A 14,701-nucleotide genomic window follows, 5' to 3' on the forward strand; every position below is an offset into this window, starting at 1 on the left:
TTAAAGAGGTACTTTTTATAAAAAAAGGTAAATTTCTAATATGTTATATTTAATATAGAGAGATTCGATTATTACTTTTTATGAAAAGGAGAACTATTGATGAATTATAAACAACTACTACTAGAAAACTTTGCATTTAAAACTTCATATGTTGCACAATTTGTGCCCGGAATGAGTATAAAAAAAACGAAAGATTATATTGCTGTTGATTGTGGATTACCTGCCGATACATTTAATATCATCACTCTACTAAACAATAATTTAACGGAAGGGATCGAGAAATTATATAAAGAGGTAGAATACTATTATCAAAGAAATTTTCCAATGAGTGTTTGGTTATGGGATGAGGAGCAAGAGCGGGATATAAAAAGTGAGTTAATTAAAATCGGTTTAAAAGAAGTGGAACAGAATATTGCGATGGTAGCAGACTTAAAAACAATTTCCCCAACAATAAACATGCCAGTAAGTTTTACTATTCAACAAGCATCTTCACCTGGACAAATAAATAAATTTGGAGAAACGTTAGCTGATCTATTCGGTACATCAGAAGAAGGTATACATGTACAAGCATTCTATAATCAAATTTCTAATCTTGATATATGTAACAGTGAGAATCTGAAATTATTTTTAGGGTTATATGAAGGTGAAGTCGTAACTGTTGGTTCATTGATATGTTCAAAAGATAGTATTGGTATTTATGACATAGCAACGAAAGAAGGAATGAGAGGACGAGGATTCGGATCTGCTATGTTCAATTTCCTGCTGCAAGAAGCACATAAATTTAAAAATACGTATTGTGTATTACAAGCTTCACCCGATGGAATCAATATTTATAAAAAATTGGGATTTCAAGATATCGGCAAAATGACTGTATTGGAAAATCGACATTTAATTGAGTAAATCATTCAAGTTAAATCGTCTTTATATAGGAGCTTATAAATCGTTATGAAAAAGATATATCTCGTTACAATAATTTGTGCATTTATAGTAATAAGTATCTTTGTTTTTCAGAAAATAAATGAACATAAGTATACTAAAGCTATTAATCAATCAAATCATATAAAAAATATCGCACATAGAGGTGCTTCTGCATATGCGCCTGAACATACAATAGCAGCATATAAATTAGGACAAAAAATGAATGGAGATTATATAGAAATTGATCTCCAAATGACAAAAGATGGGCATTTAGTGGCAATGCATGACGAAACCTTAAACCGTACAACAAATGGTACTGGGCTAGTGAAAGAGCATACATTAGAAGAAATAAAGCAACTAAATGCAGATTCTTTTTTCAACGAAAAATATCCGAACTTAGCAAAGAAAGAATTTGAAAATGCTAAAGTCCCAACATTAACAGAAATTATTGAAACGTTTGGGCATAACGCAAACTATTATATTGAAACAAAATCACCTAATGAATATCCAGGAATGGAAGAAAAATTATTAGAAATTATTAATCACTATGAAATACAGGATAAAGTTATTATTCAATCGTTTAGTGAAGAAAGTCTGCAAAAGATTCATAGCTTAAATAGTAATATATCTTTAGTACAATTATTACCTTATAAAAAAGCAGTTCAATTAACAGAATTAGAGATAGAAAAGTATAAAACGTACTGCATAGGTCTTGGTATGAATTACAAATATATTGATTCAGATTATGTAAATAAAATAAAGAAAAACGGATTAGAAGTTCATCCATTTACAGTAGATAATGAAAAAGATATGAAAAAGTTACTTTCATGGGGAGTCGACGGGATGTTTACTAATTATCCGGATCGTTTACATTCAATATTGGATTTGAAAAGTCATGAATAAGAAGTGTTATTCATAAAGGGAAAATTTACACAACCTATATATTAGGATTAATAATGCAAGGTGGCATGTTGCATATAAAAAGAAAATACCAAAAACCGCAACTAGAAGACCTGGGTTGCGGTTTTTTTATTGCTTCGATTTCAGTTTACAAAGTTTGAAGCTAGAAATGTAAATCTATTTAGATGAATTGGCTTCTTATGTATTTGTACTTCGGATCGTTCTAGGTATATGTACAACCCATGAGACGAGTTTTGCATAGGATAATAGAAAAGGAGATGTTGCATATTGAAATACCACAATAGAAATGTAAGTAATCTGAATAAATTAGCGGATAATACGAAAGCTGCAGCTTTTAAGTGGTATCAGTACTGTATCGACAATGGAATTGAAGTATTAATTTATGAAACAATCCGTACGGTCGAGCAACAACGTGAATATGTTCGTAAAGGAGCATCACAAACGATGCGCTCATATCACTTAGTAGGACAGGCATTAGATTTTGTTCCAATTCAGTCGAATGGTACAGAAGATTGGAATGGCTATAATAAAGAACCGTGGGCATCAGCAATTCGTTATGCTAAACAAATTGGCTTTGAATGGGGCGGTGACTGGAAAGGATTTGTGGATAGCCCGCATTTGCAATATAACTACAAAGGATATGGAACGGATACTTTTGGAAAAGGTGCTCAAAACGTAGTGACTCCTCCCCCGTCGAATGATAGTGTAGGGATTGCTTATATTAACGGTAGTAATGTAAATTTACGAAAAGGACCTGGTACTGGATATGGCGTTATTCGTCAATTAGGGAAAGGAGAGTCCTACAAAGTATTTGGACAATCAAATGGCTGGTTAAATCTCGGTGGCGATCAGTGGATTTATAACGATCCATCATATATTCGTTATACGGGAGGAAATGTACCAACACCTTCACAATCATCAAACGAGGGTGTAGGTGTAGTTACTATAATCGCTGATGTATTGCGTGTTCGTACCGGCCCAGGAACAAATTACGGCATTGTGAAAAACGTGTATCAAGGTGAAAAATATCAATCATTTGGATATAAAGATGGTTGGTATAATGTTGGTGGAAATCAATGGGTTTCTGGTGAATATGTTACGTTTGTAAAGTAAAAATAAGAGCCGTCCTGTTGGGCGGCATTTTATTTTAAATATTCATAGGGCGAGCACTCATGATATCATTCGTGATACATAGAGTATAATTTTTCATTCTAATAATCAGAAAGTAATCAAAATGTAATTAATTTCAACTACGCTTTTTATATTTTTTTGATACACTGGCTACGAGGGGGATACCAATTAAGGTGGGTAAAAACCAAAACCATATTGGCGGAAGTAAATTTATAATAGGAATATGGATGCCGACATTTACTAAAAGTGCGGTGACTGCCCCTATATAAGAACCTAACATACCTCTAATGTGGTGATGGAGCCAATTTTTCCAACGTTTTTTTCGTGCAAGGTATCCATAAATCGCAAATGAATAAGAGAAGATTGCTACATAAAATAAATATGCAATTTTATCCCAGTTGATAATGGATAATAGTATTGCCGTAAGGGTAATGACAACATAGGATGCATGATATATTTCGCCCCATTCGGTATGTTTTCCTTTCTTCTTTTGGGCAACCATCGCTACAATACCAGTGATTAAGCATATTGTTCCAAATAGGATGTGTACGGTTAAAAGAATGTTAAAAATGCTCATAATAATTCCTCCTTTTTTATTTTTATAGTATTGCAGTATAGGAGAAAAGTTGAAAAATATAGTTAGTTCGGCTTAATATATTGAAATAAAGGTACTCCTAGAACAAAATCCAATGATTGAACTATTTTCTCAAATTTAGTGAGCTGATTATTATGTTAAATGAAGGAGAGACTTCTATGTTTACATCTATTACATATTTACAATCGGGCAATGACAAGCAACAAAAAATATATGATGTTTTGAATAGCCTAAACATAATGGAAGATTTAGCTTTATATAATCCCGTTCTTTGCGGGACAATCCCGATAAGAATTGATACTCCTCAATCTGACTTAGATATTGTAATGGAAGTATATAACTTTGATGTTTTTGAGCAGGAAATGAGATCTTTATATGGTTCTTATGGAGGGTTCAACATTAAAAAGAAAAAAATTAAAGGTACTGAATCGATAAAGGTGAATTTTGAATTCGAAGGTTTTGAATTTGAATTATTTGCTCAACCTAAGCCAGTGCGTAATCAAAATGCATATAGACATATGATAGTGGAGCACATGTTATTAATGCAGCATCCCCATATAAGGGAAGAAGTTATTCACTTAAAGGAACAAGGTTTAAAAACAGAACCTGCTTTTGCTCAAGTATTAAATATTGACGGAGATCCTTATGAAGAACTTATTTTATTAGGGCAGGAAATGAAATTGTGGTAAATAAGATACATAAAAAAATCCTCCAAAAACAAAAGAGGATTTTTTTTATGCCGTTAACTTCCGAATTAATTCACTGAGCAATTTAATTCCGTTAGTCATTTGTTCTGGAGTAGCATATCCATATGATAAACGAATGTACTGATCTGATTCTTCTTCATAAATACGTCCCGGATTTAAAAGAATTCCTTTTGATAGTGCCTCTGAAAATAGTTTTTTCATCGGAATGTTATGTACAACCTTTAGCCATATAAAAAATCCACCACTAGGAATATCCCATGATGCAATATCTGCACAATATTTATTTAAAGCTCGTATCATTATTTGTCTTCGTTCTTTCAGGTGCATTCTTACGTTTGCTACATGTGCTTCATAAAAACCTTCATTTATCCATTCAGCAGCTACTCTTTGAGATAAAGAGCTGGATCCATAGTCTGTTTGCATTTTTATATCTGACAATCTATCAATAACAGGTTCTGGTCCGATTATCCATCCAATTCTAAGTCCTGGGCTAAGTGTTTTAGAGAGACTACCAATATATAATACATGTCCATGTTTATCCATCGACTTTAAAGGAGCTGGAGGTGATTCATCAAGCCATAACTCTCGGTAAATATCATCCTCGATGATAGGCAATTGCTCTTTTTTACATATTTTTAATATTTCTTTTCTTCGCTCTTTGGACATCAATATCCCCGTTGGATTTTGAAAACAAGGGATTGAATATAAAATATTATTCTTTTGACTATATTTAATTCGCTTTAATAAGTCGTTAGGTAAAATACCGTGATGATCCATTGATATACCGGATAAATTTATATTTGCTGATTGAAAAACATGAAGTGAATATAAGTAAGAAGGTTGTTCAAGTAAAACAGTTGATTTTCTATGTAAAAGACCAATTGATATTAATTGTAATGCTTGGAGTGCACCCGAGACTATTAATATAGAACCCGGTGATGCATGTATTCCAAATGATTTTACGTATTTACTTATTGCTTCCCGTAACGGATAAAAACCTTTTTGTTCTTCGTATCCAAAATAATCTAATTCCTCACTGACGTTTTTAATTATAGATTGCATAGTTTCGAGCGGAAAAAGATGAGGTGCAAGTTCACCTTTACTAAGATGGATAAGCGTTTTATTTGCTTCTGCTTCATTTATTTCTCGCACCATTAACTTACTTGGTTTATGAATACCGGCCTTTACATATTCACTCCAATCGGGCGGGGGATTAGTTGCTAATAATGACCATGTATTATTTGTTACAATTGTTCCTGCTCCGATTTGTCCTTGAATTAAACCATCTGCCATAAGTTCATCTAGCGCATTTATTACAGTACTTCGATTTACATGAAATAATTTTGCTAACTGCCGCTGACTAGGGATTTTACTTCCAATTGGCCATTCTCCGTTTTCAATTTTTTCTTTCATATAGTCTATTATCTGCCGATATTTGGGCACTTTTTTATCGGTTGTCATATAAAAAACTCCTTCGTTTATTTAAAAGATTCAAAGTGGTTGGTTTTTCCGATAAATAACTGGTTGAAGACATTGTATCAACTATTAAATATGATGAAAAGAAATAATTGGTAATTTAAAAATGGTTGGTTTTTTAGGGAAGGAGAGAAAATATGCATAATAAAAAATGGGATTTACGCATTATATGTGCTCACGCTTTTACAATTCTTATATGGGGAACTGCTTTTCCAGCAATTCGTATGGGGCTTGAATCTTATACGCCTGAACACCTTACTTTACTACGCTTATTAATCGCTTCATTTATACTTTTGTTATTTTCATTTATATACAAACTACGACTACCGGATTTAAAGGATATCCCAGCAATTTTTATATTTGGTGCTTTAGGGTTTACTATTTATCACATCGCATTAAATTACGGCGAAAAAACAGTAAATGCTGGATCTGCAAGTTTAATTATTTCAGTCACCCCAATAGTGACGGCAATTCTTGCTTCTGTTTTTTTGAATGACAAAATGAAATTAAATGGTTGGCTTGGTGGTGTAATTAGTTTTACAGGAATTGCCTTAATTTCATTTAGCCAGGGCGATGCTATTCAATTGAATAGCGGGGGATTATTTATATTATTAGCGGCGATTTCAGAAAGTCTATTTTTCGTTTTCCAAACATCTTACTTAAAAAAATACGGCTTCTTACCATTTACCATATATACAATTTTGTCTAGTACTGTATGTATGCTTATTTTCTTACCCGGAGTTTATCAAGAAATACTAGCAGCTCCTCTTGAAGTTAACTTGAGCGTTATATATTTAGGTGTCTTTCCAACAGTACTCCCGTATATTGCATTGGCCTATATTATATCTCGTGCTGGTGCTTCTGAAGCAACAAGTTCTCTATATTTAACGCCAATAACTGCGTGTTTCATTGCTTGGATATGGTTAGGAGAAGTGCCAACTTTAGTTTCGATAATTGGCGGAGGGATTACTATACTTGGAATTGTGATTGCTCATATACCGGTATTAAGAAAAGAAAAACATAGGAATTTAGCAAATAATCAATCCGTATAATGTAATTCAATAATAATTTTATGATACTTTTTTATATAGTTTCTTTCTTATGTTGATAAATATAATATTTTGTATTTCAGTTAAATATTGTATGTTACATTTTATGTAGTAAGCATTTTAAAAGGAGCTGACAACATAATGAATGGAAAAAGAAAAATTTTCACATGTATTTCTATTGTAGGAATCGGACTAGCTAGTTTTTCTAATTCTAGTTTCGCAGCAAGTGTAACGGACAATTCAATACAAAATTCTATTCCCGTAGTTAATCAACAAGTAGCTGCTGCAAAGGAGATGAAACCATTTCCCCAGCAAGTTAATTATGCAGGTGTTATAAAACCGAATCATGTTACACAGGAAAGTTTAAATGCTTCTGTAAGAAGTTACTACGATAATTGGAAAAAGAAATATTTGAAAAATGATTTATCTTCTTTACCTGGTGGTTATTATGTAAAAGGAGAGATTACAGGTGATGCTGATGGGTTTAAGCCACTTGGAACTTCAGAAGGTCAAGGGTATGGGATGATAATTACAGTATTAATGGCTGGTTATGATTCGAATGCTCAAAAAATCTATGACGGTTTATTTAAAACAGCAAGAACTTTTAAAAGTTCTCAAAATCCTAATTTAATGGGATGGGTTGTCGCAGATAGTAAAAAAGCACAAGGTCATTTTGATTCTGCTACTGATGGAGATTTAGATATTGCGTATTCTCTTCTTCTTGCTCATAAGCAGTGGGGATCTAATGGAACAGTTAATTATTTGAAAGAAGCACAAGACATGATTACAAAAGGTATTAAAGCTAGTAATGTTACAAATAATAACCGACTAAATTTAGGAGATTGGGATTCTAAAAGTTCACTTGATACGAGACCATCTGATTGGATGATGTCACACCTTAGAGCATTTTATGAATTTACAGGTGATAAAACTTGGCTTACTGTTATTAATAATTTGTACGATGTTTATACGCAATTTAGTAATAAGTACTCTCCAAATACAGGACTTATTTCAGATTTCGTTGTAAAAAACCCACCACAACCCGCACCTAAAGACTTCTTAGATGAGTCAGAATATACAAATGCATATTATTATAATGCTAGTCGAGTACCTTTAAGAATTGTAATGGACTATGCGATGTACGGCGAGAAGCGAAGTAAAGTCATTTCTGATAAAGTCTCTTCATGGATTCAAAATAAAACGAATGGAAATCCTTCTAAAATTGTGGATGGTTATCAATTAAATGGATCCAATATTGGTAGTTATCCAACTGCTGTATTTGTTTCACCGTTTATTGCTGCAAGTATAACGAGTAGCAATAATCAAAAGTGGGTAAATAGTGGTTGGGATTGGATGAAGAATAAGAGAGAAAGTTATTTTAGTGATAGTTATAATTTATTAACTATGTTATTTATTACAGGAAATTGGTGGAAGCCTGTACCTGATGATAAAAAAACACAAAATCTAATAAATGATGCAATTTATGAAGGATACGATAATTAATTAAATTTGAGAATGGTTACTGAAGAAAGGAATTAGCATTCGCTAGTTCCTTTTTAATGTTTTGTAAAACATTATCCATTCTAAAATTCGCATAGATATACTTGCTTTTTTCATATACATAGTTATTGATGACTCTATGTTTTTATGAAGGGAGAGTATTTCTTGGAAAAAGTATTATTTTTCGGAGACCCAGGTATTGATGACTCATTTGCCATTATGTATGGTTTACTGCATCCCGAAATTGAAATTGTCGGTATTGTAACCGGATATGGAAATGTTGAGCATATACATGCTGCACATAATGCAGCGTATATTTTACAGTTAGCAAATAGACAAGACATTCCTGTCATTAGTGGTGCAACAAAACCACTGACAGAAGAAATCACTACGTACTATCCTGAAATTCACGGAGCAGAAGGATTAGGGCCCATCCATGTTCCAGAAAGCGTATTATCTATTCCAATATACAATTTTGGTAGTATCGCTGCGATTCTTGTAAAGTACGGAAAAGATTTAACGATTGTTGATGTAGGAAGATCTACCTCGTTAGCAATTGCTTTTAATTTATGGAGTGACTTAATGCTAAATGTAAAAGGAATCTATTTCATGGGTGGCGTCTTTTTAGAAGTAGGAAATGTAACACCATTAGCGGAGGCAAACGTGTATGGAGATCCTATAGCAAGTAAAATTGTTTTCCATCAAGCAAAAAATTTATTCATATTCCCTTTAAATGTAACAAACAAAGCTGTGTTAACACCAAATGTATTTAACTATATTCAAGCTAATGCAAAGAATCCATTTCATATGATAATGAAACCAATGTATGACTACTATCTATCCGCATACCAAAAACTTAATCCATCTATGGAAGGACCTTTGCTACATGATGTGGTTGCAATAAGTGGATTAGTAAATCCAAGTTTTTTTGAATTTGTGCATCGTACAGTAAATGTAGATACATACGGAGATACGAAAGGACAAACATTTGCTGATTTTCGCCATAGCTCTATATCTGAAGGAGCCCGTATAGCACTAGAAATAGATGAACAAAAATTCATTCAAGATTTTATAAAAATCATGTTATAAGTTGTTGTCGAAAAAGGGAATTATTTCACTACGTTGAATATAAACATACATCCTCTATATAAGGGAGCTTACAATATTGAATGTCCAGTTAAAGGTTGTTACGAGAGAAAATTGGGAAGAAGCATTAAAGCTACAAGTTAAAGAAGATCAAAGAAAATTTGTCCCCGCTGTAGCAGTTTCACTTGCTAAAGTATATATAAAACCAGATGGTGACAATGTAGAGTACATACCATTCGCTATATACGATGGTGACCTTATGGTTGGTTTTGTTATGCATGCTGTTGTAATAGAGACATCGGATATGTATTGGATTAACGGATTTATTATTGATCAATCGCAACAAGGTAATGGTTATGGAAAAGCAGCATTACAAGAAAGTATTGATATAATAAAAAATACTTTTAAATCGTGTAAAGAAATAAGATTAACCGTACATAAAGATAATCTCTCTGCAAAGAAATTATATGAACGATATGGTTTCATATCATTAGGACAGGAGTATGATGGTGAGCAAGTATACCGTTTATTTGTTTAACTATTAAGAAGTAAAGGTGTGAAATGAAATATGCAATTTACTGAAGTGAAAATTGAAGTGTTCATTCCTGAAGAATATATTGAAACATTAAGGGATGAATTAAATAAAATTGGAGCATGTAAAACTGGCGAATATGACCATTGTCTTTCCTATAGTTCAGTGAAAGGATATTGGAGACCTTTAGAAGAGGCATCTCCTTTTAATGGAGAAATTGGTCAAATATGCGAAGGACAAGAATGTAAAGTTGAAATAAAGTGTAAACGAGAACTTGTAAAAGATGCTCTTGAAGTTATTAATGATATTCATCCGTATGAAACACCTATGATTTATATTATACCAATACTAAATGACTATTTTGAGAAACTATACATTAAATAACTAGGAGGAATATCAATTGAAAAGTAAATTTCATCATATTGTACGAGCAGTCATGATAAAAGATGAAAAATTATTAGTTGCTGAATATATTGGCCATCATTATTTTTTACCTGGTGGCCATATTGAAATTGGAGAATCAGCAGAGAATGCATTAATAAGAGAGTTAAGAGAAGAACTTGGAGTAAACTGTAGTATACAACAATTTTTAGGAGTCATAGAAAATCAATGGCAAGATAAAGAAGTGCTTCATCATGAAATTAACCACATTTTTGAAGTAGAGTCACAAGATTTACATACGGATTTACATACGGACTTAACACCGAAATCTAGCGAGTCTCATTTAGCATTTCACTGGATAGATTATAATAAAGAAGCCTTAAATCATTATGAAATCATGCCAATGCCTTTAGTGAAGGAATTACTAGAAAGAAAGTTAAGTGATGAACTACTAAATTGTTGGATTAGTAATTTTTAAATCACTTTATTTATAGTAAATATGTCCATCAAATGAATATAAAGAAAATAGGCTAAAAAACAAGGTACATTACCTAGTGTAAGTTCATATTTTGTTGATGTACGTATTTAGTCTATAGTCTTGTTTCTACTTTGTTTACAAGAATTTATTAACTTTAATATTTGGACGGAATTTACATTTATAAATGGAGGGTTTCATAATGAATCAGTTTCAACAAGAACTACAATCATTAAACCTTAATGATTATCAAACTGGCAATGTTGTGTATTGGGATCAACAACAAAATCAATATCCATATTATTACATTCAAGGCGATGTACGTCGTTGCGGCGGATGCGGAGGTTGTGGTGGACGCTGCGGTGGTTGCGGCGGCAGATGTGGCGGATGTGTAGGCTGCGCTGGATGTTTTGGTTGCTTTAATTGCTGGAACTGGTGGATTATTTAAGTATAGAACATCAAAGCTATTTTACTTGAAAGAAAGGTGTGAAAATTATTTTGCACTTTTCTTTCATGCTGTAATTTTGATGTGTATTAAGGGGGATTTATTTGTATACATATGATAAGTTGATTTCTTGGGTAGAGGATATAAAAGAAAAAAATCATAGTTCTGCTACAGCACTTTGTATTATAAAAGATAATAAAATCGTACTAGAGCATTATAGTGGTTATCACTCAAATACATCTACAAGCAAGAAAGTAACAGCATCTTCACAATTTAACGTTGCTTCTGCTAGAAAAAGTTATTTAGGATTAATGATAGCGTATGCGCTTTATGAGGGGAAAATAAACTCTATTGATGATGAAGCGATAAAATATTTTAAAGACTTTGATCCTGCATTGCTTAGTAAAACGACGATAAGACATTTAGTAACACATTCGCACGGATTAGAAGAAACGAATGACAGGACAATTTTTCGTGAATTTGCACCGGGACAATCATGGGCGTATAGAGATATTAATGTAAGAATGATGACACGTCTTATTTATCAGCTATATAACAAAAGTTTTCCTGAATTGTTAAAGGAGCGTGTGTTTAAACCTGCTAATTTTCAAGAAACAGGTTGGAGAGTTCAGCGAGATGAAAATTTAGTTGACGTTGTTAATAATCCAAATGAAGACGCAATTAGTGAAATTGGTACGGTAGATGACGGTACTGAAAAAAATTTGTTTGTCTCAGCTAGAGAATTTGCGCAGTGGGGCAATCTTCATTTAAATCAAGGTGGGATAGATGGTAAACAAATTGTTCCAAAAGAAGTTATAAAAATCGCTACGAGTTTGCAGAGTCCAACATATATAAACAAAGAGCTACCACAAAATGGATTGTTTTGGTTCATCCAAAATGAGCCTGCGCAATTAAGCGAACTTGGTGAACGTGTTCCAAAAGGGTCGTATCAAATATTAGGGATTACTGGACCGACCATTTTAGTAATACCTGAATATAATGTAGTTGTTGCAAAAATGTATAATAAAAGATATAACTACGGTGGTGATAATTACTTATATTATTTACGTGAATTTAGTAATTTAGTCGCAGATACATTTAGTAACGGTAATAGGGCATAATTACTCCTATAACGAAAAGGAGTGATTGAAAATGAAAGATAAAGTGAACAAAAATAAAAAGCAAAATATAAAAGATGTAAATATAGAGCAAAATGCAATTTATAGCGATCCTAAAGATGCAGCTAATATGCAAACTGTACCGCAGCCGAAAGATTTTGATGAAATCGAATATTAATTTTTCATCCGACTATATGATGAATGAAAAATACGTCTTAAGTCTCATCACATATAAGAAATTATTTGATAACATATATACATAAGCATTTGAAAATGGCTTATCTTAACAAAGCTTTCTTTAGAAACATCTGATATAACCTGCAAAAGGCACTTCTTTATGAAGTGTCTTTTTGTGTATATGAACTTAATTACCATTTTCCGTACAGTATCTTGCAATTTATGATGGATATACTAACTGTGAAAATTCATGTCAAGATAAAAGAAGGGGACAGTTAGTATGAAACAAACTTCTATAAATCCGTTACTAATTGTTCTAGGTACAATCATTGTTCAAATTGGCCTTGGAACAATTTATACATGGAGTTTATTTAATCAACCCCTTGTAAGTAAGTTTGGATGGAATCTTAATTCAGTAGCGATAACTTTCTCCATAACAAGTTTTTCTTTATCATTCTCAACTTTATTTGCAGCCAAGTTGCAGAAAAAATTAGGACTTCGAAAACTTATTGCTACTGCAGGAATTGTTTTAGGACTCGGCTTAATACTTAGTTCACAAGTTTCTTCTTTACCACTATTATATTTATTAGCTGGTGTCGTTGTTGGTTATGCGGATGGAACAGCTTATATTACATCACTATCTAATTTAATTAAATGGTTTCCAAATCGGAAAGGGCTTATTTCAGGTATATCTGTATCAGCGTATGGAATGGGCAGCTTAATCTTTAGATATATAAACGGAAATCTTATCGATAACCTTGGTGTATCACAAGCATTTTTATATTGGGGTATTATCGTGTTACTTTTAGTGTTAATCGGATCGTTCTTCTTACGTGAGGCAATTGTAAGTAATGCTGTAACTGAAACATTACACAATGACTATACTCCGCGTGAAATGATGCGAACGAAACAAGTATATCTGCTATTTTTTATGTTATTCACCTCGTGTATGGGTGGTTTGTATTTAATCAGTATGGTAAAAGATATCGGCGTACAACTTGTTGGACTTAGCGCAGCAACCGCTGCAAACGCCGTTGCTATGATTGCAATCTTTAATACAGTAGGTAGAATCATTCTTGGGACGTTATCAGATAAAATCGGGCGAATGAAAATTGTCTCTGCAACGTTTATTATTATAGGTTTGTCAGTCTTTACTTTAAGTTTTATTCCGCTAAATTACGGAATCTATTTTGCTTGTGTAGCAAGTGTCGCCTTTTGCTTCGGCGGTAATATAACTATATTCCCAGCTATTGTCGGAGATTTTTTTGGATTAAAAAACCATAGTACAAATTACGGGATTGTCTACCAAGGTTTTGGATTTGGTGCGCTTGCAGGATCATTTATTGGAGCGATACTTGGGGGATTTCAACCAACTTTCATTATAATCGGTATTTTAAGTGTTATTTCCTTCATTATTTCAATATTAATCCGTCCACCAAATGCAGAGAAGAAAAAGGAACTAAAACATTTACATCGGAAAGTGGCTTAATTTTAAAAAGAGTCCTCATGTTAGGGCTCTTTTTTATTCCATTAACTTTGCTTCTTTACGAACTTATTAAAGACAGGACAATTTCATTATAAAATTGAATAGATAAGTAAAAAGGAGCGTGACACTTAAAATGAAAATAGTACAGCAGTGGGTACAAGAAGATAGTGATTACATAAGAGAGAAAGTAATTGAATACAATCAAAAATATCTTGCAGATGAAGAAAAAACACCTTCAGAAAAGGTTAGTTTCATAGTAAGAAATGAAAAAGAAGAAATAGTAGGTGGGGTAACAGCAATAACTTTTTGGCACCATGTACACGTTGACTTTCTATGGGTTTCTGAAGAATATAGGCATGAAGGTTACGGAAGCAAGTTAATAAAGCTTATTGAAGAATTTGCAATTGAAAAAGGGTGTAGGTTAATTAATTTAGATACTTTTAGTTTCCAAGCACCTGATTTTTATAAGAAACATGGATATAAAGTAATTGGAGTAAGTGAAGATCATCCGAAAGGACATAATCATTATTATTTAGAAAAACGGTTAAAAAGTATATAGAATTTGTTAACGTTAGTATTTGAAATACAAATGCAATAAGGGCGAGGTTATTATTAATTTCAGTATTAATTGAATCAATTTTTATACTAAAACTGCAAGAACGTACTTTGGATAATCTTCCTAAGGTACGTTCTTTTTTTATATC

The 14,701-nt window shown here is 32.5% G+C and carries 17 protein-coding genes; 15 read left to right on the forward strand and 2 right to left on the reverse strand.

Annotated elements, in window-relative coordinates; translation table 11 throughout:
• Positions 1-99: 99 nt before the first annotated feature.
• From DN399_RS13075 to DN399_RS13085, 3 genes are all read left to right on the forward strand, one after another.
• Positions 100-900, forward strand: a complete 801-nt coding sequence (locus DN399_RS13075) for a GNAT family N-acetyltransferase (protein WP_001107096.1) — start codon at positions 100-102, stop codon at positions 898-900.
• 45 nt (positions 901-945) lie between these two features.
• Complete coding sequence (locus DN399_RS13080) at positions 946-1,821, forward strand: glycerophosphodiester phosphodiesterase (RefSeq protein ID WP_000725653.1); 876 nt, start codon at positions 946-948, stop codon at positions 1,819-1,821.
• A gap of 285 nt (positions 1,822-2,106) precedes the next feature.
• The gene (locus DN399_RS13085; RefSeq protein WP_000873736.1) at positions 2,107-2,952 is read left to right on the forward strand and encodes an SH3 domain-containing protein; all 846 of its coding nucleotides are present in this window, start codon (positions 2,107-2,109) and stop codon (positions 2,950-2,952) included.
• 133 nt (positions 2,953-3,085) lie between these two features.
• Here DN399_RS13085 and DN399_RS13090 read toward each other — a convergent pair whose 3' ends face one another.
• The gene (locus tag DN399_RS13090; protein ID WP_006929674.1) at positions 3,086-3,547 is read right to left on the reverse strand and encodes a hypothetical protein; all 462 of its coding nucleotides are present in this window, start codon (positions 3,545-3,547) and stop codon (positions 3,086-3,088) included.
• A gap of 176 nt (positions 3,548-3,723) precedes the next feature.
• On the opposite strand from DN399_RS13090, the gene DN399_RS13095 reads away from it, so the two are divergent.
• Positions 3,724-4,254: a DUF4269 domain-containing protein gene (locus tag DN399_RS13095; protein WP_000495168.1), complete on the forward strand. Its 531-nt coding sequence runs from the start codon at positions 3,724-3,726 to the stop codon at positions 4,252-4,254.
• A 45-nt stretch (positions 4,255-4,299) separates the two neighbouring features.
• Here the strand turns inward: DN399_RS13095 and norG are convergent, their stop codons facing one another.
• Positions 4,300-5,733: an efflux pump transcription regulator NorG gene (gene norG, locus DN399_RS13100; RefSeq protein ID WP_149149677.1), complete on the reverse strand. Its 1,434-nt coding sequence runs from the start codon at positions 5,731-5,733 to the stop codon at positions 4,300-4,302.
• A gap of 152 nt (positions 5,734-5,885) precedes the next feature.
• On the opposite strand from norG, the gene DN399_RS13105 reads away from it, so the two are divergent.
• From DN399_RS13105 to DN399_RS13150, 11 genes are all read left to right on the forward strand, one after another.
• Entirely contained in the window at positions 5,886-6,800 is a 915-nt protein-coding gene (locus tag DN399_RS13105; RefSeq protein ID WP_025709387.1) for a DMT family transporter, read from the forward strand.
• Between the two features lie 138 nt (positions 6,801-6,938).
• The gene (locus tag DN399_RS13110) at positions 6,939-8,300 is read left to right on the forward strand and encodes a family 8 glycosyl hydrolase (protein WP_016122599.1); all 1,362 of its coding nucleotides are present in this window, start codon (positions 6,939-6,941) and stop codon (positions 8,298-8,300) included.
• A gap of 162 nt (positions 8,301-8,462) precedes the next feature.
• Positions 8,463-9,386 carry a nucleoside hydrolase gene (locus DN399_RS13115; protein WP_049108011.1) on the forward strand — a complete coding sequence of 308 codons (924 nt, stop codon included), beginning with the start codon at positions 8,463-8,465 and terminating at the stop codon, positions 9,384-9,386.
• A 76-nt stretch (positions 9,387-9,462) separates the two neighbouring features.
• Positions 9,463-9,921, forward strand: a complete 459-nt coding sequence (locus tag DN399_RS13120; protein ID WP_016122601.1) for a GNAT family N-acetyltransferase — start codon at positions 9,463-9,465, stop codon at positions 9,919-9,921.
• 30 nt (positions 9,922-9,951) lie between these two features.
• Entirely contained in the window at positions 9,952-10,299 is a 348-nt protein-coding gene (gene cutA, locus DN399_RS13125; protein WP_001160791.1) for a divalent cation tolerance protein CutA, read from the forward strand.
• A 16-nt stretch (positions 10,300-10,315) separates the two neighbouring features.
• On the forward strand, positions 10,316-10,774 hold the full coding sequence (locus DN399_RS13130; RefSeq protein WP_049108012.1) for an NUDIX domain-containing protein: 459 nt from the start codon (positions 10,316-10,318) through the stop codon (positions 10,772-10,774).
• A 199-nt stretch (positions 10,775-10,973) separates the two neighbouring features.
• Positions 10,974-11,219 carry a heterocycloanthracin/sonorensin family bacteriocin gene (locus DN399_RS13135; protein ID WP_001071385.1) on the forward strand — a complete coding sequence of 82 codons (246 nt, stop codon included), beginning with the start codon at positions 10,974-10,976 and terminating at the stop codon, positions 11,217-11,219.
• 101 nt (positions 11,220-11,320) lie between these two features.
• The gene (locus tag DN399_RS13140) at positions 11,321-12,337 is read left to right on the forward strand and encodes a serine hydrolase domain-containing protein (protein WP_006929688.1); all 1,017 of its coding nucleotides are present in this window, start codon (positions 11,321-11,323) and stop codon (positions 12,335-12,337) included.
• 31 nt (positions 12,338-12,368) lie between these two features.
• Positions 12,369-12,512: a hypothetical protein gene (locus DN399_RS28105; protein ID WP_016122603.1), complete on the forward strand. Its 144-nt coding sequence runs from the start codon at positions 12,369-12,371 to the stop codon at positions 12,510-12,512.
• A 279-nt stretch (positions 12,513-12,791) separates the two neighbouring features.
• On the forward strand, positions 12,792-14,000 hold the full coding sequence (locus DN399_RS13145) for an L-lactate MFS transporter (protein ID WP_149149678.1): 1,209 nt from the start codon (positions 12,792-12,794) through the stop codon (positions 13,998-14,000).
• A gap of 130 nt (positions 14,001-14,130) precedes the next feature.
• A complete protein-coding gene (locus tag DN399_RS13150) occupies positions 14,131-14,556 on the forward strand; it encodes a GNAT family N-acetyltransferase (protein ID WP_000706906.1) in 426 nt (141 codons plus the stop codon).
• Positions 14,557-14,701 lie beyond the last annotated feature (145 nt).

Origin of the sequence: Bacillus sp. AR4-2, assembly GCF_008274865.1 — a bacterium.
In the GTDB taxonomy this organism is placed as follows: Bacteria; Bacillota; Bacilli; order Bacillales; family Bacillaceae_G; genus Bacillus_A; species Bacillus_A cereus.